19 protein-coding genes are annotated in these 20315 nt (G+C 63.5%); 8 read left to right on the top strand and 11 right to left on the bottom strand.

The genetic code is table 11. The features are described 5' to 3' along the window. Positions 1-176: 176 nt before the first annotated feature. From JJB74_RS26450 to JJB74_RS26440, 3 genes are all read right to left on the bottom strand, one after another. Positions 177-341 carry a hypothetical protein gene (locus JJB74_RS26450; protein ID WP_200597157.1) on the bottom strand — a complete coding sequence of 55 codons (165 nt, stop codon included), beginning with the start codon at positions 339-341 and terminating at the stop codon, positions 177-179. Positions 342-498: 157 nt separating this feature from the next. After that, the gene (gene cueR / locus JJB74_RS26445; RefSeq protein WP_200597155.1) at positions 499-906 is read right to left on the bottom strand and encodes a Cu(I)-responsive transcriptional regulator; all 408 of its coding nucleotides are present in this window, start codon (positions 904-906) and stop codon (positions 499-501) included. Next, complete coding sequence (locus JJB74_RS26440; protein ID WP_200597154.1) at positions 903-3338, bottom strand: heavy metal translocating P-type ATPase; 2436 nt, start codon at positions 3336-3338, stop codon at positions 903-905. Before JJB74_RS26440 ends, cueR begins: the two co-directional genes overlap by 4 nt. A 244-nt stretch (positions 3339-3582) precedes the next feature. Between JJB74_RS26440 and JJB74_RS26435 the strand changes: the two genes are divergently transcribed. Then, a complete protein-coding gene (locus JJB74_RS26435; RefSeq protein ID WP_200597152.1) occupies positions 3583-4608 on the top strand; it encodes a fumarylacetoacetate hydrolase family protein in 1026 nt (341 codons plus the stop codon). A gap of 37 nt (positions 4609-4645) precedes the next feature. Here JJB74_RS26435 and JJB74_RS26430 read toward each other — a convergent pair whose 3' ends face one another. Beyond that, positions 4646-7342, bottom strand: coding sequence for a bifunctional diguanylate cyclase/phosphodiesterase (locus JJB74_RS26430; protein WP_200597150.1), 2697 nt, complete (start codon positions 7340-7342; stop codon positions 4646-4648). A gap of 291 nt (positions 7343-7633) precedes the next feature. Here JJB74_RS26430 and JJB74_RS26425 point away from each other — a divergent pair, with 291 nt between their 5' ends. After that, entirely contained in the window at positions 7634-8329 is a 696-nt protein-coding gene (locus tag JJB74_RS26425) for a VIT1/CCC1 transporter family protein (RefSeq protein ID WP_200597149.1), read from the top strand. A 128-nt stretch (positions 8330-8457) separates the two neighbouring features. Then, a complete protein-coding gene (locus tag JJB74_RS26420; protein ID WP_200597147.1) occupies positions 8458-8664 on the top strand; it encodes a DUF6494 family protein in 207 nt (68 codons plus the stop codon). Positions 8665-8695: 31 nt separating this feature from the next. Here the strand turns inward: JJB74_RS26420 and JJB74_RS26415 are convergent, their stop codons facing one another. The 3 genes from JJB74_RS26415 to JJB74_RS26405 all read right to left on the bottom strand — a co-directional run bounded on the left by JJB74_RS26415 (position 8696) and on the right by JJB74_RS26405 (position 11924). Then, complete coding sequence (locus tag JJB74_RS26415) at positions 8696-10456, bottom strand: putative bifunctional diguanylate cyclase/phosphodiesterase (protein WP_200597145.1); 1761 nt, start codon at positions 10454-10456, stop codon at positions 8696-8698. 183 nt (positions 10457-10639) lie between these two features. After that, positions 10640-11089, bottom strand: a complete 450-nt coding sequence (locus JJB74_RS26410; protein WP_200597143.1) for a DoxX family protein — start codon at positions 11087-11089, stop codon at positions 10640-10642. Between the two features lie 52 nt (positions 11090-11141). Further along, complete coding sequence (locus tag JJB74_RS26405; RefSeq protein ID WP_200597141.1) at positions 11142-11924, bottom strand: DODA-type extradiol aromatic ring-opening family dioxygenase; 783 nt, start codon at positions 11922-11924, stop codon at positions 11142-11144. Positions 11925-12069: 145 nt separating this feature from the next. On the opposite strand from JJB74_RS26405, the gene JJB74_RS26400 reads away from it, so the two are divergent. Next, a complete protein-coding gene (locus JJB74_RS26400; protein ID WP_200597139.1) occupies positions 12070-13011 on the top strand; it encodes a LysR family transcriptional regulator in 942 nt (313 codons plus the stop codon). 205 nt (positions 13012-13216) lie between these two features. Here the strand turns inward: JJB74_RS26400 and JJB74_RS26395 are convergent, their stop codons facing one another. Then, complete coding sequence (locus tag JJB74_RS26395; protein ID WP_200597138.1) at positions 13217-14119, bottom strand: DMT family transporter; 903 nt, start codon at positions 14117-14119, stop codon at positions 13217-13219. A 124-nt stretch (positions 14120-14243) separates the two neighbouring features. Between JJB74_RS26395 and JJB74_RS26390 the strand changes: the two genes are divergently transcribed. From JJB74_RS26390 to JJB74_RS26380, 3 genes are all read left to right on the top strand, one after another. Continuing rightward, complete coding sequence (locus JJB74_RS26390; RefSeq protein WP_200597136.1) at positions 14244-14933, top strand: hypothetical protein; 690 nt, start codon at positions 14244-14246, stop codon at positions 14931-14933. A gap of 130 nt (positions 14934-15063) precedes the next feature. Continuing rightward, positions 15064-15822: a class II aldolase/adducin family protein gene (locus JJB74_RS26385; RefSeq protein ID WP_200597135.1), complete on the top strand. Its 759-nt coding sequence runs from the start codon at positions 15064-15066 to the stop codon at positions 15820-15822. A gap of 26 nt (positions 15823-15848) precedes the next feature. After that, complete coding sequence (locus tag JJB74_RS26380) at positions 15849-16034, top strand: 4-oxalocrotonate tautomerase (protein ID WP_200597133.1); 186 nt, start codon at positions 15849-15851, stop codon at positions 16032-16034. A gap of 54 nt (positions 16035-16088) precedes the next feature. On the opposite strand, the gene JJB74_RS26375 is transcribed toward JJB74_RS26380, so the two are convergent. The 3 genes from JJB74_RS26375 to JJB74_RS26365 all read right to left on the bottom strand — a co-directional run bounded on the left by JJB74_RS26375 (position 16089) and on the right by JJB74_RS26365 (position 19390). Then, positions 16089-16448 (bottom strand): LexA family protein, encoded by a 360-nt coding sequence (locus JJB74_RS26375; protein ID WP_200597131.1) that lies wholly within the window; start codon positions 16446-16448, stop codon positions 16089-16091. 140 nt (positions 16449-16588) lie between these two features. Beyond that, positions 16589-18001 carry a hypothetical protein gene (locus JJB74_RS26370; protein WP_200597130.1) on the bottom strand — a complete coding sequence of 471 codons (1413 nt, stop codon included), beginning with the start codon at positions 17999-18001 and terminating at the stop codon, positions 16589-16591. A gap of 12 nt (positions 18002-18013) precedes the next feature. Next, positions 18014-19390, bottom strand: a complete 1377-nt coding sequence (locus JJB74_RS26365) for an MFS transporter (RefSeq protein ID WP_200597129.1) — start codon at positions 19388-19390, stop codon at positions 18014-18016. A gap of 135 nt (positions 19391-19525) precedes the next feature. Between JJB74_RS26365 and JJB74_RS26360 the strand changes: the two genes are divergently transcribed. Continuing rightward, complete coding sequence (locus tag JJB74_RS26360; protein WP_200597127.1) at positions 19526-20305, top strand: IclR family transcriptional regulator domain-containing protein; 780 nt, start codon at positions 19526-19528, stop codon at positions 20303-20305. The last annotated feature ends 10 nt before the right edge of the window (positions 20306-20315 follow it).

Below are 20315 nucleotides of genomic sequence, written 5' to 3'. Positions count from 1 at the left end.
GCGCCCCCTCGACCTAGCCGGGTCCCGGCCCGGCAGCCGGCCTACTTCTTTTGCGCGCCAAAAGAAGTAGGCAAGAAAAGGCGCCCCGGAGATTGCGCCCCGCTGCGCGGGGTCCCCGTGCCGTCGACGCCCCGAGCGGGGCGCGGCTAAACTCGCTACGCTGCGCTGCGCTTCGCTCAGACAGACGCCGCACCTTTTCCCGCTCCGGGCATCGCCGTCACGGCGCAATCAACGGGGGTTAAAAGCAACGGCAACTGCAACTGCAACTGCAACTGCAACTGCAACTGCAACTGCAACTGCAACTGCAACTGCAACTGCAACTGCAACTGCAACTGCACCATACCCTCATCTCGCCCAGCTAAGCTTATGCAGACTACCAACGGCCTCAAAGACAATTCGACGACACCTTGAAAGGGCCGGCTGACAAGCCCCACCTCGGGCTTCCGCGGGCCGCGAGTATGTTGGCCGTGCTGCCCAATCTACGCGCTGGCTGCCCGCTCAACAATGCGCATGACTCGTGGCCGTGGCCAGTTCATCGAGAATCGGGCAATCCGGCCTGCCGTCGCCATGGCAGCAGTCCGCCAGGTGCTGCAACTGGTCCCGGATTGATTGCAGCTTGTCGATGTCGCGGTCGAGCTCGGCGATGTACTGTCGCGCCAGCGTCTTCACATCCGCGCTCTTGCGGTCGCGGTCCTGCCACAAGCCGAGCAGCGTGCGGATGCGCTCGATGGAAAAGCCGAGGTCGCGCGAGCGCCGGATGAAGCGCAGCGTCTGCACATCCCGGTCGCTGTATTGCCGGTAGCCCGAATCGGTCCTGCCGGCCTCAACGATGAGGCCGATGCTCTCGTAATACCGGATCATCTTCGCATTCACGCCCGAGGCGCTTGCCGCCTGCCCGATGTTCATTGTTCCCCTCCTTCGATGTTTGCCGGCTTCCAGCGCCGCAGCAGCAGCGCATTCGATACCACCGACACGCTGGAAAGCGCCATCGCGGCGCCGGCGATGACCGGGTTCAGATAACCCAGCGCCGCCAGCGGAATGCCGACGATGTTGTAGATGAATGCCCAGCCGAGGTTCTGCCGGATCTTGCGATAGGTCTTTTTCGAGATGTCGATGGCCGCGGCCACAAGAAGCGGCTCGCCGCGCATGAGCGTGATGCCGGCGGTGTGCATCGCCACATCGGTGCCGGTGGCCATGGCAATGCCGACATCGGCCGCGGCCAGCGCCGGCGCATCGTTGATGCCGTCGCCGACCATGGCCACTTTCCTGTCGCCTTCCTTCAGCGCGCCAACCACTCTGGCCTTGTCCGCGGGAAGCACCTCGGCATGGAAGTCGTCGATGCCAACGGCCGCGGCCACGCTGCGCGCGCTGCCCGGGTTGTCGCCGGTGAGCATGACCGTGGCCACACCCATGTCGCGCAGCCGCGCCACCGCGGCTAGGGCCGACGGCTTGACGGTATCGCCAAAGGCCAGCAGTCCGGCCAGATGGAGGGCGCCATCGCGCCGCAGCGCCAGCCACGACACGGTGCGGCCCGCCGCTTCATGCGCGCGCGCCGCCTCTTCCAGCGACGCCGTCGCGCAGCCGAGTTCCGCCATCAGGCGCCGGTTGCCCAGATAGACCGTGGCGCCGTCGACATCGGCGCTGACGCCCCTGCCGGCCAGCGCCTGGGCCGCGGATGCGGCGCGCAATGGCGCGTGGCTCTTTGCCGCTTCCGCCTCGACCGCCCGCGCCAGCGGATGAGCGCTGTACTGCTGCACCGCACGGGCCAGTTCCAGCACTTCCTGCGCGGCACGCGCGCCGGCTTCGATCGCCACGACCGCCGGCTTGCCCTCGGTGAGCGTGCCGGTCTTGTCGAAGGCCACCACGTCGAGCGCATGCGCGGTTTCGAGCGCTTCCGCGTCCTTGATCAGGATGCCGTATCGTGCCGCCACGCCGGTGCCGGCCATGATCGATGTGGGCGTGGCCAGGCCGAGCGCGCAGGGACAGGCGATGACCTGCACCGCCACCGCATTGAGCAGGGCCATTTGCCAGTCCCCGGAGAACAGGCCCCAGGCGAAGAAGGTGATCACGGAAATCGCCAGCACGACCGGCACGAACACCGCGCTGACGCGGTCCACCAGGCGCTGTATCGGCGCCTTCACGGCCTGTGCATCCTCCACCAGCTTGATGATCTGCGACAGCATCGTGTCGCCGCCGACGGCGGTGGCCTGGAGCAACAGCATGCCTTCGGCATTGACCGCGCCGCCGGTAACGGCGTCGCCGGGGTTCTTCGTCACCGGCAGGCTTTCGCCGGTGAGCAGGGATTCGTCCAGGTGGCTGCTGCCTTCGATGACTTCGCCATCGACCGGCACGCGGTCGCCCGGACGCACGACGACCGTGTCGCCGACGCGGACCATCGCCAGCGGCACTTCGGCATCCCGGCCATCGCGGCGCACGATGGCAGTCGTTGCGCGCAGCGATTCCAGCGCGCGCAGCGCCGCAACGGTCTGATGCTTGGCCCGCGCTTCGAGCCATTTGCCGAGCAGGACCAGCGTGATGACGACCGCGGAGGATTCGAAATACAGATGCTGCATGCCGCCGTGGTCACTATGGCCGCCATGCCGCAGCAGCAGGTAGACCGACAGCGCATAGGCGGCGCTGGTGCCGAGCGCGACGAGCAGATCCATGTTGCCCGAGCGTGCAAGCACGGCCTTCCAGCCGGCCCGGTAAAAGCGCGCGCCCAGCCAGAATTGCACCGGCGTGGCCAGCGCCAGCTGCAGCCAGCCGGGCAGCGACAGGTCCATGCCGAATGGCATGGCCAGCATCGGGGCCACCAGCGGCAGGCTCAGCAGCGCGGCGGCCGCGACCGGCCACCAGCTCGGCAGGCCGCTGCCCTTTTCCGCCTGTACGGCGGCGACATCACCGGCAGCGGCGGCCTCGTACCCGGCGCGCTCGACAGCGGCGATCAGCGTTTCAATCGGCACGCCAACCGCGCTGACCTGCGCCTTCTCAGTGGCGAGATTGACCGAAGCATCGGTCACGCCCGGCACGCGCTTCAGGACCTTTTCCACGCGCGCCACGCATGAGGCGCAAGTCATGCCGGATATCGCCAGCGTCACGGTCTCGCCGGGCACGTCATAGCCAGCCTTCTCGACCGCGGCGGACAAGGCGTCGAAGCCCACTTCGGGGCGAGCGCGCACCGTGGCCTTCTCTGTGGCCAGGTTCACCGAGGCCTCCTCGACGCCGGGCACGGCCTTCAGCGCGCGTTCGACCCGGGCCACGCAGGAAGCGCAGGTCATGCCTTCGATTTTGAAGCTCAGATCGAGCGGCTCGGCAGCGGGTTTGACGGCAAGTTCCATGGAGTCCTCCAATGTCAGAGCCAGAGCATAGACCTTCCAGCCATGGAAAGGTCAACTGCGTGGCAACGCGTTTGAACGACTATTGATCGGCGGCGCGTTGCGAACGCATGAAGCCGTATTCCGTACTTCTTAACCGCGGTCAATCTTTTGGAAATTCGCCGGTTTGCGCACTGCCTGCCTCGGCATGCGAGTGCTAAATTGCAATTTCATGCCGGTTCGGCATGCCACGATAAAGAGGAGACACATGGCTTCGAGACGCAACTTTCTGAAGACCGTCGGCGCCGCAGGCGCGGGACTGACGGCAGCCTCCATGGCAGGCGCAGCGCACGCTGCCGACAATGCCCGCGCGGCTTACAACGGTCCGCACAAGATGCCCACTGGCATGAAGCTCTTGATGATGAAGAACGCCGATGGCAGCGAGAGCCTGGGCGTGGTGACCGACAAGGGCGTGATCGATGTGCGCGCCGCAGCGGCGAAGTACCACATCGCCGCACCCATGACGCTGGACGAGCTGCTGCAAGGCGGCAATGCCGATGGCTTGAACGCCGTTGTCGATAAGGCGCGTTCATCAGGCGATGCGCTGCTCGACGAAACAAAGATCCAGCACGCGAAGATGTTCGCGCATCCTTCCAAGATCATGTGCGTGGGACTGAACTACCGCCAGCACGCGAAGGAAGTCGGCATGAAGGAGCCGAGCGTGCCGGTGCTGTTCAACAAGTACGACAACACCCTGACTGGACACAACAGCACCATCAAGCTGCCCGCCAAGGACATCGCCACCAAGTTTGACTATGAGACCGAGCTGCTGATCGTTATCGGCAAACAGGCGCGCAATGTGTCGGAATCGGAAGCGCTGAGCTATGTCGCCGGCTATTGCACCTCGAACGATTTCTCCGCGCGCGATCTGCAGCTGGAACTGCCGAGCGGCCAATGGATGATCGGCAAGACGCTCGACGACTTCGCGCCGATTGGCCCGTACTTCGTGTCGTCCGACCTGGTCGGCAATCCGAACAACCTGAAGATCCAGACCCGGGTCAACGGCGAGCTGCGCCAGTCGTCCAACACCAACGACTTCATCTTCAATACGCAGCAGATGGTTTCCTACATCAGCCGCTTCTGGACTTTGAACCCGGGCGACATCATCTTTACCGGCACGCCGCAGGGCGTGATCGCCGGCTATCCGAAGGAGAAGCAGGTATGGCTGAAGCCGGGTGACGAGATCGTCAGTTCGATCGAGAAACTCGGGGAACTGCGGTTCAAGCTGGCTTGATTGAGGAGACGCGTGGGCGGAGCCGGCCTAGCCGTGCTCATGCCAGCGCCGGCAAGGTGCGCTGCCCATAGAAGCGCACCACCTCCGCCGCCGGCAGGGGCCTGGACACCAGGTATCCCTGCACTTCGTCGCAACCAAGACGCTGCAGCACCGCCAGCTGCTGCGGCGTTTCCACGCCCTCGGCGATGACGCGCATGCCCAGCGCCCTGGCCATCGAGACGATGGCGCTGAAGAACACTTCGCCTTCCTGGGCGGCGCCAAGCTGTGCCGTGAACGCGCGGTCCACCTTCAGCACGTCGACATCGAGCTTGTGCAGCGCCGCCAGTGACGAATAGCCGGTGCCGAAATCATCAAGATGCACCGGCACGCCGATCTCATGCAGGGAGCGCAATTCCTCGAACACCTGTTGCGCATTGTTGGCCATGATCGACTCGGTCAGCTCGATCTCGATGTAACGCGCATCGATACCATGCCGGCGCAGCGCGCGTATGCACAAGTCCTTGACCCGGCCTTCATCGAACTGCCGCGCCGATGCGTTCACCGACACCGGCACCAGCGCGCGGCCTTCGGCTTGCCACTGCGCCAACTGCGCGCAGACCTTGTCCATCACCACTTCGCCGAGCTGCACGATCAGATTGCTGGCTTCGGCAATGTCGATGAATGCGCCCGGATAGAGCAGGCCCTTTTCCGGATGCTGCCAGCGCACCAGCGCTTCCATGCCAACCAGCTCGCCGCTGTGCGTGTTGACGCGCGGCTGGTAGTGCACGATGAACTGGTCTTCTTCGATGGCCGCGGCCAGTTCGCGCTCGGTATCGAGGCGGTGCTGCAGTTGCCGGTACAGATCGGCGCTGAAGAAGCGATGCTGGCCCTTGGCTTCCGACTTGGCGCTGTACATGCCGATGTCGGCGTTGCGGATCAGGGTTTCGGCATCGGCGCCGTCGCGTGGATACAGGCTGATGCCGATGGACGCGCCTATCTTGCATTGCCGTCCGAGAATCTCGAAAGGCTGCGACACGCTGTGCGAGACACGCGTGGCAACCTCGGCAGCATCGTCATCGCTGACCAGTCCTTCGATCACGATCACGAATTCGTCGCCGCCGAAGCGCGCCACGCTGTCGGCTGGGCGCAGCACGCCGCGTATGCGCCGCGCGGCCGCATGCAGCAGCGTGTCGCCGGCGCCATGCCCGAGCGAGTCGTTGATGTTCTTGAAGCCGTCGAGATCGACGAACAGCACGGCCAGCGCGCGGCTGCCTTCGGCAGCGCGGGCCAACGCCAGCGGCAGATAACCGGCCAGCCAGTGACGGTTCGGCAGCCCGGTGAGCGCGTCGTGTTCGGCCAGGCGCGCGGTTTCCTGCTCCATGCGCTTGCGCTCGCTGATGTCGCGCAGCGTCACGGCGATGCCGTCTGCGGCACGCACGAAGCGACGGCTGATCCATTCCGGTGTGGCGACGCTGCCGGCATTGGTACGGAACTCATCGTCGTGGAAACCGGTTTCCATGATCTTCGGCACCAGCGCCAGCAATTCATCGAGCAGCTCCCCCTTGTACAAGCTGCGCAGCCGCACGCCGAGTATGTCGCTGCGCTGACGGCCATAGAGTTCGGCGCCCTTCGCATTGCAATCGACCAGTTCGTAATCAAGGACTTCGCCATTGCGGCCATAGACCGGCCCCCACATGTAAAAGCCTTCATTGGCGCCCTCGGTGGCGATACGGTAGGTGTTGCGGATCACTTCTTCGCGATGCTTGCGCCAGGCGATGCGCACGGCCATTACTGTGGCCGCGATGGCGAACAGCAGCAGCACTACGCAGCCAGCCGCAGCGATGCCGATATACGAAGACCGCGTCGCTTCCAATGTGAGCGCGACGTCGGCCAGGCTCAGGCCGACGACCGCATGCAGCGGATATTGCGGCACTGCGGTGCCTGCGATGAAGCGCGCGTCGTGATCGAGAAACAAACCCGGGTCGGCGGGCGACGTCGTCGGCGCCAGCAGCTTCGTGCCGAGGCGCGGAATGACTTCCGGCTCCAGCAGGCTGTCGACACGATTGCCGATCTTCGCGCTGCGGGTAATGCCGTCAGCGCCGAGGATGGCCAGCATGCCGCGCTGGCCCAGCGTCGACGCATTGGCAAAGCTGGTCATAAACGGCGTGCCGACGGAAGCGCAGATGACGCCGTCGAACTCGCCGCTCGCGGTGGCGAGGCGCCGGGTGAAGGTGATGATTTCCTTGTCCATGATCCTGCCGGGCAGCGGTACGCCGATGAGCATGTCGGGCGCGGCATTGACCCGGTGGAACCGGAAATAGGCGCGATCAGTTACCGACATGCCGACAGCGCCAGGCATGGTGCTGGAGACGATGATGCCGTCCCGGTCAATCAGGGTCACTGCGGCCAGGCGCATGTCGATGAAGCTGTCGCGCGCGCGTATCTGGTCGAGACGGAAACGACCGCTCGATTGCTCCCAGTTGCTCCGCAACAGCGCGGTGATGTGGTCGATCTCGCCCACCGCGCGCGCAATCTGCTGCGCATACACTTCCGAGAGTTGGCGCGCGGCGGTTTGCGCCTGGGCTTCATGATGCTGGCGCGCGGATTGGTACAGCGATACCAGAAGCATCATCATCAGCAAGGCGACGATGATGCAGGTCGAAGGCCAGAATGCGACGGTCGCCACATGCTTACGCAGAAAATGCCCTTGTTCGGGAGTGAGCTTGAATAGGTTTACCGCTCTTCTGATAAGCATTGCCTTGCTTTCGGTGCCAAGTCTGATAGGGCGCGGGCAGCGGTGATGGCGCCGTCGCGATGCGCCACGCTGCGGGAACGAGCTGCCTCGATGCTAAGAATGTTCGTTAATCGAAATGTTTCAACGAGGAAACGATAACACATGAGTTTCTTTAGGGAAAGCATGGTGCTCGATGGTCAGTCTTGCGTGACGGATTTGCGACGGCAAAATCCTGGTGCCAGCGCACGGAACTTTTCATGAAGCCACAGTTCTGCCAGTAAAGACTGGGCACTGTCCTGACAGGAGAAAGCGGTGAAAAAGAAGCATCAGGAATTCCACAAGATGGAAAACATCGGCTGGCTGCGCGCGGCGGTGCTTGGCGCCAACGACGGCATCATTTCGACGGCGAGCCTGATTCTTGGCGTGGCGGCGGCGCATGCCTCGCACCACAGCATCCTGCTCACCGGCATCGCCGGATTGGCGGCCGGCGCGATGTCGATGGCCACGGGCGAATATGTATCGGTGTCTTCCCAGGCCGATACCGAACGGGCGGCCCTGGCTGAGGAGCGGGCGGAAATCGAAGCGGATTTCGATGCGGAGCACCGGGAACTGACCGGCATCTATGTCAACCGCGGACTGGACCGGGCGCTGGCCGGCGAAGTCGCCGCCGGGTTGATGGCGCATGACGCGCTGGGCGCGCATGCGCGCGACGAGCTCGGCATCTCCGAGATCACGACCGCGCGACCGCTGCAGGCGGCACTGGCCTCGGCCTGCAGCTTCGCCACAGGCGCGGCATTGCCGCTGGCGGTAACCGCCATGGCGCCGGCGGAAACGGTGATACCGGCCGTCGGCGGCGCAGCGCTGGCTTCGCTGGCGTTTCTCGGCGCGCTTGCAGCCCGGGCCGGCGGCGCGGCAATGCTCCCCGGCGCCTTGCGCATCACCTTCTGGAGCGCGCTGGCCATGGGCATCACCTCTGGCGTGGGCACCCTGTTCGGCGCGGGCATCTGAAGCTGGCTGCGACTTGATCTGGCTCACCGGTGGCTGGTGCGCGCGAGCTTGCAACGAAGGCGCGGGTATACATTGCTTTCCTGAGATGGCGCCGGTTGCGGCGCAAGATCACCGACATGAGGATTGCCATGAATGAGGAAACCTTCAACCTGAGCCTGCGCAAATTCCTGAAGATGGTAGGCGTGAGCTCGCAGAATGCGATCGAGAAAGCGGTCGCGGCGGCGATCGCTGAAGGACGCATCGCTGGAAACGAAACGCTGCCAGCGAAGATGACGCTGCAGATAGGCGATCTGCGGCTGCAGGTGGATTTCGACGGCAAGATCGCGCTGGAGTGAATCCCGCAGTTTGCCGCCGGAGCGCAGCGGATCAGACGGATAGCGCGCTATCTCGGAGCCACGCGCTGAGCGCATCGAAATTCAGCGGCTTGCTGTAGAAATAACCCTGGCCCTTGTCGCAGCCGAGCCTTCTCACCGCATCGGATTGCGCCTCGGTTTCCACGCCTTCGGCCACGATGCGCATGCCGAGATTGTGCGCGACCATCACCGTGGCTTCGATCAGCACCTGGTGATGCGAGTTCGATTCGGCTTGGCAGATGAAGGAACGGTCGAGCTTGACGGTGTCCACCGGCAGCAGGTGCAGGCAGGCCAGCGAGGAATAGCCCGTGCCGAAATCGTCCAGCGCAAGCTTGACGCCAAGCGCCTTCAGCGCATGCAGCGCCTGCTGCATCGCATCGTCCTGCGCGGCCAGGCTTTCGGTGACTTCAAGCTGCAGGCAGTGCGCCGGCATGCCGGTCGCCTGCAGGATCGCGCGCACCTTGCCCACAAGGCCTTCGTTGGACAGCTGGGCCCGCGACACATTCACCGCCACCAGACGTGGCGCATGTTTGCCGAGCTCGCGTTGCCAGCGCATGAAATCGACACAGGCGGCAAACAGCACCGTTTCGCCGAGTTCGCCGATCAGGCCGCATTCCTCTGCGATACCGATGAATTCCCCCGGCGCGATGATGCCGCGCTCCGGATGGCGCCAGCGCACCAGCGCTTCGACGCCGGCGCAGCGGTCGATGCCCCCATCGCCGCCGGCTGCGCGCAAGCCGACCACCGGCTGATAGACCGGAAACAATTCATGCCGCGCCAGCGCCTGCCGCAATTCGGCTTCGAGCGTGCCGCGCCGCTGCGCGCGCTCACGCATGGCCGGCTCGAACAGCAAGGGCCGGGCGCCGCCGGCGCGCTTGCATTCTTTCATCGCGATGCCGGCGTCCTGCAGCAAGGCATCCGGGTCCTTTGCCTGCGGCTCCAGCACGGTCAGTCCCATGCTCACATTGCAGCTGATCTGCTGGCGCGGCAGGCTATAGGGCTTGTGCAGCGTGTCGAGCAGGCGCAGCGCGATGGTTTCAGCGTCACGCGCACTGCGCACACCGTCGAGCAGCACCGCGAACTCGTCCGCGCCGATGCGCGCCACCATGTCGCCCAGCGCCGGCGGCGCCAGCACACGGCTGTTCTGCCGAAGCGTGGCGCGCATGCGTTCAGCCATCATGCATAACAGCTGGTCGGCGCCGTCATGTCCGAGCGCGTCGTTGATTTGCCGGAAGCGGTCGCAATTGAGCAGCAGAAGCGCCTGTGTGTGGACGCCGCCGGCCTGATTCTCGATGAGGTATTGCAGCCGCTCGCGCACCGCGGCGCGATTCGGCATGCCGGTCAACAGGTCTACGCGCGCGGCATCCTGCAGCTTGCGCGCCAGCTGTTCCTGCTCGCGCTGCACTTCAAGGGTAACGTCGGTGAGCGAAAGCATCAGGCGTTGCGCGTCGAGCTTGAGCAGACTGAGCGACAGCACCTGCCGCGCCGCCCCGGGACCAGCGCCGACATCCACGCCTACGCGCAGCGCTTCGCACACGATTCCCGAGGGCTCGGCGAAGTCCTGCGCCATGCGGCGCAGCTGCGGCGCAATCGGGTCGAGAACCGAGTACAGATTGTCGAGATCGCCATGCACGGACAGTGGCATCAGCAGGCGGGATGACATCGGGTTCATCATTTCAACCGCGCCGCTCGAAGAAATCTGCACCAGGCCGACCGGCGCGCGATACAAGAATTGCATCAGGGTTTCATAGTCATCCGCGGCGTTGTTGGCCATCCCGGTATTCCTTGCTGTGCGTTCATACCGCGTGGAAGGCTGCGGTGTATATGAGGAAGCCGGATTTTAACCGGAAACCGCACAGCGGCATTGCAGCAAATCAACATTCGCGTTGAATCCTGGCAACAGAGGGCGATGACACTAGCGGCGCGACGTGCACACCGGCCGCTTTCCATCTTTCATTCAGTTCCATTTTCCAGCTATGCCGCCGACGCTGTAGCGACCGGCGCCGAGGAGCGCGACTGCCACGGCGCTGAACAGATAAAAGCCCTGCAGCTCAAGCGCCCAACCACCCGTCTGCGACAGGCTGAAGAACTGGCTGGTGTGCACCAGCATCAGCGCGACGAGCATATTGATCACCACAACCAGCGCCGCCGCGCGCGTCCAGATGCCGGCCAGGATCAGAATTGGGGCGATGACCTCGCCGATGTAGACCAGATAAGCAACCGCCGAAGGCATGCCTGCCTTGGCGAGCATGCCTGCGATGAAGCCGACGCCGCCGATGAGCTTGGAAACGCCGTGAAACAGCAGCATTACCGCCAGCGCGGCGCGCAATACGAGCTTGCCGAGGTCATCGCGGGAAGTGGCTGCGGCACGGGCCGAACCGGCGGAAATAGCGTGGGTGGATTGCATGATGGTCTCCTTTTGAGATGGCAGGGATAGGCGTGGCTGGGTGCGGCCGCGCTCAGGGAAAAGCGTACACATCCATCGCCAGCACGCCGTATTCGACGCTGGCATGCAAGCGACGTGCGGCGCCGCCGCCAGCGCCGAGCGCGACGAACAGCGGCAGCAGATGTTCCTCGCTCGGATGATTGTCGGCCGCGTGCGGCGCGCGGCGGCGGTAATCGAGCAGCGCCTCGTGTTCACCGGCAGCGAGCCTGGCATCCATCCACGCGGTGAACTCGGTCACCCAGGCCGGTGCCGGCGCGTTCCCGCCTTCGCGGCGCAATTCATACAGGTTGTGCGTCATCGAACCGGAGCCGATTACCAGCACGTTTTCCGCGCGCAGGGCGGCGATGGCCTGCCCGAGACGAAAATGCTCGGCAGGCGTTGCGCCGTGGACCAGAGACAGTTGCGTAACCGGGATATCGGCCTCGGGAAACATCAGGCGCAGCGGCACCCAGGCGCCATGGTCCAAGCCGCGCGTGGCGGACTGGCGCACCGCAAAACTCGCTTGCTTCAGCATTGCAGCCGCGCGTGCAGCCAGTTGCGGCGCGCCCGGCGCCGGGTACTGCATGGCGAAGAGTTCGGGCGGAAAGCCGCGGAAGTCATGGATCGTCTCGGGATGCTCGGCCAGCGAGAGCGCTGGCACATCAGGCGTTTCCCAATGCGCTGAAACGATCAGGATCGCGTCCGGTCGCGGCAGTTCACGGCCAAGACGCTCCAGGAAGCGCCGCGCCGGACTGTCCTGCAAGGCCAGCATCGGCGAGCCGTGGGAAATGAAGAGCGTGGGCAGGCTGGAGTTCATGGGAAATCCGCGAATGGCAAGTGGACCAAGCAAGGGAAAAATTAAGCGTTCACTATATTCAGGAACCGATGGTTGATAAAGGCATGCGGCGCGATTACATTGTTTCGCTTCAGTTGACAATCTTTTCCGGTGAGGAAGGAAAACCATGGATATCACCGCCAGCATGCGCGTCTTCGTCACCGTGGTTGAGGCAGGCGGCTTTTCGGCCGCGGCAATCCGCTTGGGAATGTCGCGCGCCATGGTGTCCAAGCACGTGGCCCGGCTGGAAGACCATCTCGGCGCGCGCCTGCTGAACCGCACCACTCGCCGCCTGAGCCTGACCGAATCCGGCGCAGGTTTTCATGAACGCAGCGCGCAGATTCTCGCCGACATCGCCGAGGCCGAGGCAATCGCCGGCGGCGCCGCAGTGCAGCCGCGCGGATTGCTGAGGATTACGCTGCCGTTGTCGTACGGCTTGCATCGTCTCGGTCCGGTAATTGCCGAGTATGCGCAGCGCCATCCGCAGGTTAAGCTGGATCTGTCGCTTTCCGACCGCCGTGTCGATCTGGTTGAGGAAGGATTCGACCTGGCGGTTCGGGTAGGCAGGCTGCCGGAATCAGGACTGATCGCCCGCAAGCTGGGCGCGGAGCGCAGCATTGTCGTCGCCTCCCCTGCCTATCTCGAGCAGCATGGCGTGCCGCTCACGCCGGCCGAACTGAGCCGCCATGTCTGCCTCGGCTATTCACTGGCGCGCAGCGGCGAGGAATGGCGCCTGCAGGGGCCGGAAGGGCTGGTGCAGGTGCGCTGCTCCGGTCCGATCAAGGCTGACAACGGCGACATCCTGCGCCTTGCGGCATTGCATGGCGCCGGCCTGATTTTCCAGCCGGACTTCATCGTCGGCGACGATGTGCGCGCCGGAAAGCTGGTACGGGTGCTGCCGGATCATGCTTCCGAAGAACTTGGTGTGTATGCGGTCTACCCGAGCCGCAAGCATGTATCGGCCAAGGTGCGCTCGTTCATCGATTTTCTTACCCGGCAGTGGCATGGCGAGGGCGCCGCACCACCGGCCAGTGCCGCAAAAAAACTTCCGGTAATGGAAAAAATTTGATCTGGAGTATGGTTTTCGCGTGTTTGCTCGGCTAGGATGGCCGCTATCTCCTGCCTTGATGAAAGGCTTTCACCGCCGACCAGCACGGCGGTTTTTTTTGCCTGTATGGCGGCGATTGCGTCATAGCGCAACGCGCCCGGCCGGGGTGCTGCCGCAACCTGGCCCGGACCAAAACCACGGTGCGACGGGGGTTCCAGGGTCTGGATCAGGCTTTTGCCGACTGTCCGGACAACACGAACAAGGTCGCCAGGATGCACGCGGAGCCGAGCGCGTCGGCCACGCCGAACGGAATGCCCAGCCAGGCCAGCGCGGCGACGGTCGCCGCAAGCGGTTCGGCGCAGGCAAGCAGGCTGGTTTTCTGCGGGCCGATGCGCCCGACAGCGGACAGATAAAACAGGAAAGCCAGCAGGGTGCCGAAAAGGATGACGAAACCCGCCGCCAGTGCGGCGCCGGCATCCCAGTCGCCCGATAGCCGCCACGGCTGGCTAAACATGGCGCAGGCAAGTCCGCCGATCAGCATGCCCCAGCCGGCAACCGTCGCCGCATCGTTGTCCTGCAGTAGGCGCACCGGCTGCAGCGTGTAGAAGGCCAGCGCGACCGCCGAAGCCAGTCCCCAGCACAGCGCCGCGGGCGTGATCACCAGCTGGCCAATCTCGCCGTGCGTCACCAGCAGCAGCGTGCCGATGAAGGCCAGCAGGATCGCTGTGCACTCAGCACGCGAAGGCAGCGTACGCCTGACCAGCGCCAGCCATACCGCGATGCAGGCCGGACCGAGGTATTGCAGCATGGTCCCGGTGGCAGCGTTCGAATGACGTATCGCAGCGAAATAGGTGTATTGCACGCCGAGCATACCGACGATGCCGAAAATGATCATCGACGCCGCCGAGGCCGGTGCGCGCCATGGCAGCAACACGGCCCGGCCATGCCGGCTGCCGGCATACAGCAGCAGCAATGCGCCAGCGACCAGCAGGCGTACCGTGACCAGCCAATCGATGCCGACATGCCGCTGTTGAAACAGGAATTGCGCGCATGCGCCGGAGACGCCCCACATCACCGCCGCGGCGATGGCCAATAGCGCGCCCCCATGCTTGTTCGATACGTGAGTCATTGATACCGCTTCTGGTGAACGAGAGCGGCATTATTGCCGCGATCGGGTAATCGCGTTGGGAAACGGGAACCATGGGGCGGGTGAAGCCACATATTGCCTCGTTTGCATTTACCGTGGAGAGAACATGCCTATCAACGCGACGCACCGCTTCGCGGCGTTTTTGACCAATGAGCAGAACCGGGCATATGAATCGGACGACAAGAACGCAATGAAGGCGGCCGATCAGCAGGCGCTGCAAGCCGCGCTAAAGGCTTCACAGGAAGCCGCGCAGAAAACCAGCAAAGCCGAGATACAGCGCGCAACCGGTGTCCCGGTCAGACGGGTCGATCTGCGCCAGGCGCAGGAGGAGCGCACGAAAAGCGCGGAGAAGCATCTCAACGAGCAGGGCTTTAAGCTCGTGAAAACCCGCAACTGCGCACCGAATTGCCTGCTGGTCGCGCTGTTGCAGCATGCCTTCGTAGAGTACGCTGAACGACTCTCTTCCTCGCTTTCCACAAAGGTTGAACAGTTGCGCAATGCGCTGGTTAAGGAAAGCCGGCAACGCGTTCAGAGCGGAGAACGCAAAACAGCCATCAAAACCGAAGACCGGCTGGATGCGAACGATCCCCTGATTCCATGGTTGGCAACAAAACTATTCGGCGATAAGGTTCGCGTCGACTTTTTTTGCGCGGACGCCGACGGCAATGCGGTTAATTTCCTTTCCGTCGGCAAAGGCAAGCAGTCGGTGAAGATCTTCGATTGCGGCGGCAGTTTCAAGGCAATCGTTCCAGGCAATTACCCCCTGCGTACCCAGGACCCAGAGCCATACGTCTGACGCGGCGACTTGGAAGCCCGATGCGCCGCCGGCATTCCGGCCGGTTCATCGGGGGTGGGCCATCATCCCGCCGCATTGCACCGCCGGATGCCTGCCTGCATAATCGGGCCTTTTGCTTTCCCCGGCCCTCATGAACCAAGCTTCTTCCGCGTCTGGCGCGATCAGCGCCGCCGAATGGCAGGTGCGCACCGACCTCGCCGCGTGCTATCGGCTCAGCGCGCTGTATGGCTGGGATGATGTGATCTACACCCATATTTCGGCCGCAGTACCTGGCGAGCCGGGCAATTACCTGATTAATCCCTTCGGCGACCGCTTCGATGAAATCCGCGCGTCCAGCCTGATCAAGATCGATCTGCAAGGCCGCATCCTTTCCGACACCGAACGCCGCGTGAATATCACCGGCTTTGCCATTCACGGCGCGGTGCATGCGGCGCGGCTGGATGCGATGTGCGTGATGCATCTGCATCATCCGAACGGCATCGCGGTTGGCATGCAGGAAGACGGCCTCTTGCCGCTGTCACAGCATGCGCTGCGTTTCTTCGGCCAGGTCGGCTATCACGATTACGAAGGCCTGGCGCTGTCGGCGCAGGAACAGACGCGCCTGGTAGAGCGCCTGGGCGACAAGCCGGCGCTGTTCCTGCGCAATCACGGCACCATCGTTTGCGGCCGCACCGTGGCCGAGGCCTTCGTGCTGATGGAAACCCTGGACAAGGCCTGCGGCTTTCAGCTCAAGGCGCAGGCCAGCGGCGCGCGCTTAATGCAGCCGAGCGAAGCGGTATGCCGCAAGACGCATCTCGAACTGCTGGGCGACGGCCGGCCTGAAGGCGAGCTGGAATGGCCGGCGCTGCTGCGCAAGCTCGACGACATCGATTCCGACTATCGACTCTGAAACCCTAGACCAACCAAGGAACAAGCATGCCAACCATTAATGTGCAAATGTTTGAAGGCCGCACCACCGAGCAGAAACGCGCTTTTGTGAAGGCGGTGACCGAAGCCACTTGTCAATCGCTCGGCTGCAAGCCTGAAGCGGTGGACATCATCATCCAGGATGTGAAGAAGGAAGATTGGGCAACCGGCGGCAAGTTGTGGAGCGATCAGTAGAAGCCGCCTCAAGTTTTCATCTACGCGGGGCCGACCGCGCCCCGCTGCCAAGCTTCAAGACATTCCCTTTGCCGCCTGCACCAGGCATTTCGACAGCTTGTCGAAATGCAGCAGCGCGGCCTGTGTGAGCTCGATCTGCTTGCGCCGCGCGTCTTCGGTGTCGGTAAGCATGATCCAGCCCTTCTCGCGCATCGCCTTCAATCGATTGTGTATCGTGGCCGGTGCGCCAAATTCTTCCTTCGCCATCATGTCGCGCACCGACAGACGGTCGCCGTCGCGGCTGGCGCGCGCAATCCACTCGAGAATGCGTTCCTCGAGCGGATCGAGCGGTGGCAATGTGGGCAAGCCGCGTATGGCTTCCGCCAATTGCAGGAAGCGCAGGTAAATATCGGCGGGGCGTTTGGAATTTTTCATCTTGGAAGAATTCGCTGAAAAACCGTTTAGAGCTGAGTGGCAACGGCAGCCATAAAGATCCGGTAGGACCCGGCTGTAAGTTGTTCTATTTTTTGTAAGCATTCTACCGCGGATCGGCGCAGGCAATACTCGCAAAGGCGTCACAGTAACAGAAGTGTCAATGCCAGCAGCAGCAAATAGGCAACTGCATACGGCGCAGTCCACAAGCCGAGGCGAAAAGTGGAGACACCGTTCAGTGATTGCACCAGTCCCAGGGTGCCACTGAAGGGGCCGATCATGTAGGTCAGCACTGCGCTGCCAATCAATGCAATGGCAAGCGGCGTGACCGCAATGCCCAGCACTTCGGGCTTCAGCGATTCGCCCAGCAGCGCGATTGCCACCAGCGGATGCACGCCCAGGAATGCGGCCACCAGCGCCATGATTGGCATGAGCAGCAGAAAAGGCCGCGTGCCAAGCGCATCGTGCAGATGCAGGAACAGCGCGTTGGCCGCATGATCGTAGCCGGAAAGATGCATGGCGCCGGAGAAAAAGCCGGCCGACAGAAAAATCGCGAACTGGTCAGCCATACGTGGCAGGCGCAGCGCAAGCTGCATGCGTATTTCATGCAGCGACGCACGACCCCGTCCAATCGAAGCGCCCCAAATCAGTGCGAACGGTATCGCCACAACCGTCACCGCGGCCAGCAGGCCGATATGCAACCAGCGATCGAGCAGCACGATGCCGGCCACGAGCAGGATGATGGCAATCAGCATGCGGGCAAGCTTGCGGATCGCTGCAGCGGGATCCGGCGCATCCGAAACACGCGGCAAGGAAGGCCGGTTGCGCCCGCGAAGTTCCAGAAAATAGAACACCAGCCAGTTCGCTGCCAGGCAGGCCACGGACAAGGCGAAAAGCAGCGGAAACAGCCGCAGCCAGTCCAGATGCAGCGCCAGCAGCACTACGCCTACCACGCCGGATACCGGCGTCCACAAAATCGGCAGCACATAGCCGCAGATCGCCGAGACCGCGATGAAACGCTTGCGGTCGTCGATTGGATAGGCATCAACCACCGGCTCCATGCTGCTCATCATGATCGGCACAGCGGCCAGGCTCATGAAGGAGCCGCACAGGAAAGCCAAAGCGGTCACCAGGCAATTGAGCTGCATCACGCCGGCAATGCGCCCGCGCAAAAGCGCGCCGATCGCTTCGCTGTAGCCGCCAAGGCGCACCGGCACCGCGAGTACCGGCAGCACGGTAAACAGCGCCAGCAGATGTGCCATCTGGCCATAGGCGCCGAGATAGGCGCGCGCGCCGATGCCGGCATCGATCAGCATCCAGCTGCCCACGCCGAGAAAGAACAGCGACAGCACACGCGTGATCGCGCCGACGGCAGGAAGCGATACCAGGATCGCGGCCAGCGACAATGCCGACAACAGCGGCGCTGCCGCGCTCATGCCCAGCAATCCGACGGCGAGATAGCAAACCACGGTCGCGCCATAGATCCAGGCGCGCAGCAATGATGCGTAGCGATGCAGCATGTGCCCGGACGGGCTTGCAGCTGGCGTGACAGCCATGCCTGCCGCAGCCTATTTCAATGCCGCATCTGCAGCGCCGGTCGGCGCAGCGGTACCCGGCACATTGCCGCGCTTACCGTAGATGCGGCCCATGATCGCGGTGCAAACGCCGGCAGCAAGTATCACCACGGCGGCGGCGTAGAACACGTCCGCCGGGCTCCAGTGCGCGCCAATCAGCATGCCGACCACCGACGGTCCGGCGATGCCGCCAAGGCGGCCGATGCCAAGTGCCCAGCCCACGCCGGTGGAGCGGATCTCGGTCGGATAAAACACTGCGGCCATTGCGATGACGCTCTTCTGGCCGCCGCTCACGCAGAAGCCGGCCAGGAAAACCGCCAGCATCAGCACCGGCAGCGAAGCGCCGAAGGAAGATGCGGTGAAAGCAAGGAAGGCCGCGCCACACAGATACAGCACGCTGATGGAGATATACGGGCCGATGCGGTCCATCGCCGGCCCGACCACGAACGCTGCCAGGATGCCGCCCGTGGTCGGCAATGCCGTCACCAGCACGATCTTGTCCAGCGGGTATTTCATGGCGGTCAGCATCGTCGGCAGCCAGCTCTGCATGAAATAGAACAGGGCGAGGTTGATGAAGAAGATCAGCCACAACAGCAACGTGCCGCTGCTGCGTTCCTTCGTGAACAGCGCGGAAATCGCCGCGCGCTTGGCTACGCCGGCGCCATCGACGAACACGGTATTGGCGTCGATGCGCAAGCGCGGATCGAGTTTCAGCAAGGTCTTCGCCAGTTCTCCGCTGCGCCCACGATAGCGGGTTAAATAAGCCATCGATTCAGGCAGGCACAGCATCAACAGCAGCGTCAGCACGATAGGCGTAACGCCGCCGACCCACAGCAGCGATGTCCAGCCATAGACAGGCAGCAGCGCGCCAGCGACGAAGCCGGCCACCACGAAGCCGAGCGAAAAGCCGCAGTAGATCGCCAGCACGAAGCTCGCGCGCAGCCGCTGCGGGCTGAATTCGCCGGTCAGGGCCACTGCGCTAGGCGCGGCCGCGCCCAGGCCGATACCGGTCAGAAAACGCATCGCCATGAGTTGCGTGACATCGCCGGCCCAGACCGTGGCAACGGTGAAGATGCCGAACATCAGGCTCGCAATCGTCATCACCCGCTTGTGGCCATACTTGTCCGACAAGGGTGACAGCAGTAGATAGCCGACCATGAGCCCGACCAGCGTGGAAGAAAAGATCGGACCCAGCGTCTTTGGCGCGATGTGCCATTCCTTAGCCACCAGCGGCACGATGTAACTGATGGCTTGCGTATCAAAGCCGTCGATGAACATGATCAGGCCGCACAGGAGGACGATCATGGCTTGATAGCCGCCGACCTTGCGCTGCTCAATCACGTCGGACACGCGTATCACGTTCTGACTCATGGTTTGTCTCCTCCTGTAATTGTCGGGTCGCCCCGGGCATTGCCATGGGACGACCATGCGCAAACTTAGAGATGGGCCTACACAGCGTCAATCGATCCAACTACAATGTTCGCATTCCGAACAAGTTCAATCGCAATGAATGGCATCGAATCAAATACGGCCGCGGATGACAAGGAATATGTCGCCGGGCTGGAAAAGGGATTGTCGATCATCGAGGCCTTCGGCATCGAACATCGCGCGCTGACGCTGACGGAAGCCGCGCGCATCACGGGGCATACCCGTGCATCGGCCAGGCGCTCACTGCTGACGCTGCTGCGGCTGGGCTATGTGGAATCGGATGGCAAATACTTCCGTCTTGCGCCGCGGGTCCTGCGCCTTGGCTATGCCTATGTCGCTTCGCATCCCTTGCCCAAGGTAGTGCAGCCCATCCTCGAAGCGCTGAGCCAGCGCGTGCAGGAACCGAGTTCGCTCGCCGTGCTTGACAGCGCCGAAGTGGTGTTCGTGGCGCGCGCGTCGAACCGGCGCAGTCTCAGCACCGGCCTGTACATGGGATCGCGGCTGCCCGCGTTTGCCGCCGCTACCGGGCGCGCGCTGCTGTCGGCATTGCCGCGCGAGGAATGCGAAACGCTGTTGAAGCGCAGCCGGCGCGAAGCGCTCACGCCGCATACCCGCACGTCGATACCGGAACTGATGGCGCTGGTGGAAGAGGCGCGCGGCCTGGGCTATGCGTACAGCGATGAAGAGCTCGAGCCTGGCCTGTGTTCGATCGCAGTGCCGGTGCCAGACGCCAGCGGCCGCGTCGTCGCCGCGATGAGCATTGCCGCCGCGGCGAGCCGCTACAGCGTGCAGAAGGCGGTGGATCTGCTTCTGCCCGAGCTGGAGAGCTCGCGCCGGATGCTGACGACGCTGCTGTGAGCGGCGCGTG

The organism is Noviherbaspirillum pedocola (genome assembly GCF_016632335.1).
Taxonomy (GTDB): domain Bacteria; phylum Pseudomonadota; class Gammaproteobacteria; order Burkholderiales; family Burkholderiaceae_D; genus Noviherbaspirillum_A; species Noviherbaspirillum_A pedocola.
Note: the sequence above shows the minus strand (reverse complement) of the source record. Positions and strands in the feature narration are given on the sequence as shown.

Bases quoted from the DNA above. Each gene is read 5' to 3' on its own strand.
- JJB74_RS26385 (WP_200597135.1), top strand. From the start codon at position 15,064: ATGAACCAAGCTTCTTCCGCGTCTGGCGCGATCAGCGCCGCCGAATGG.
- cueR (WP_200597155.1), bottom strand. From the start codon at position 906: ATGAACATCGGGCAGGCGGCAAGCGCCTCGGGCGTGAATGCGAAGATG.
- JJB74_RS26430 (WP_200597150.1), bottom strand. From the start codon at position 7,342: ATGCTTATCAGAAGAGCGGTAAACCTATTCAAGCTCACTCCCGAACAA.
- JJB74_RS26440 (WP_200597154.1), bottom strand. From the start codon at position 3,338: ATGGAACTTGCCGTCAAACCCGCTGCCGAGCCGCTCGATCTGAGCTTC.
- JJB74_RS26435 (WP_200597152.1), top strand. From the start codon at position 3,583: ATGGCTTCGAGACGCAACTTTCTGAAGACCGTCGGCGCCGCAGGCGCG.
- JJB74_RS26365 (WP_200597129.1), bottom strand. From the start codon at position 19,390: ATGAGTCAGAACGTGATACGCGTGTCCGACGTGATTGAGCAGCGCAAG.
- JJB74_RS26400 (WP_200597139.1), top strand. From the start codon at position 12,070: ATGGATATCACCGCCAGCATGCGCGTCTTCGTCACCGTGGTTGAGGCA.
- JJB74_RS26370 (WP_200597130.1), bottom strand. From the start codon at position 18,001: ATGGCTGTCACGCCAGCTGCAAGCCCGTCCGGGCACATGCTGCATCGC.
- JJB74_RS26390 (WP_200597136.1), top strand. From the start codon at position 14,244: ATGCCTATCAACGCGACGCACCGCTTCGCGGCGTTTTTGACCAATGAG.
- JJB74_RS26405 (WP_200597141.1), bottom strand. From the start codon at position 11,924: ATGAACTCCAGCCTGCCCACGCTCTTCATTTCCCACGGCTCGCCGATG.
- JJB74_RS26420 (WP_200597147.1), top strand. From the start codon at position 8,458: ATGAATGAGGAAACCTTCAACCTGAGCCTGCGCAAATTCCTGAAGATG.
- JJB74_RS26380 (WP_200597133.1), top strand. From the start codon at position 15,849: ATGCCAACCATTAATGTGCAAATGTTTGAAGGCCGCACCACCGAGCAG.
- JJB74_RS26415 (WP_200597145.1), bottom strand. From the start codon at position 10,456: ATGGCCAACAACGCCGCGGATGACTATGAAACCCTGATGCAATTCTTG.
- JJB74_RS26410 (WP_200597143.1), bottom strand. From the start codon at position 11,089: ATGCAATCCACCCACGCTATTTCCGCCGGTTCGGCCCGTGCCGCAGCC.
- JJB74_RS26375 (WP_200597131.1), bottom strand. From the start codon at position 16,448: ATGAAAAATTCCAAACGCCCCGCCGATATTTACCTGCGCTTCCTGCAA.
- JJB74_RS26395 (WP_200597138.1), bottom strand. From the start codon at position 14,119: ATGACTCACGTATCGAACAAGCATGGGGGCGCGCTATTGGCCATCGCC.
- JJB74_RS26360 (WP_200597127.1), top strand. From the start codon at position 19,526: ATGAATGGCATCGAATCAAATACGGCCGCGGATGACAAGGAATATGTC.
- JJB74_RS26450 (WP_200597157.1), bottom strand. From the start codon at position 341: ATGGTGCAGTTGCAGTTGCAGTTGCAGTTGCAGTTGCAGTTGCAGTTG.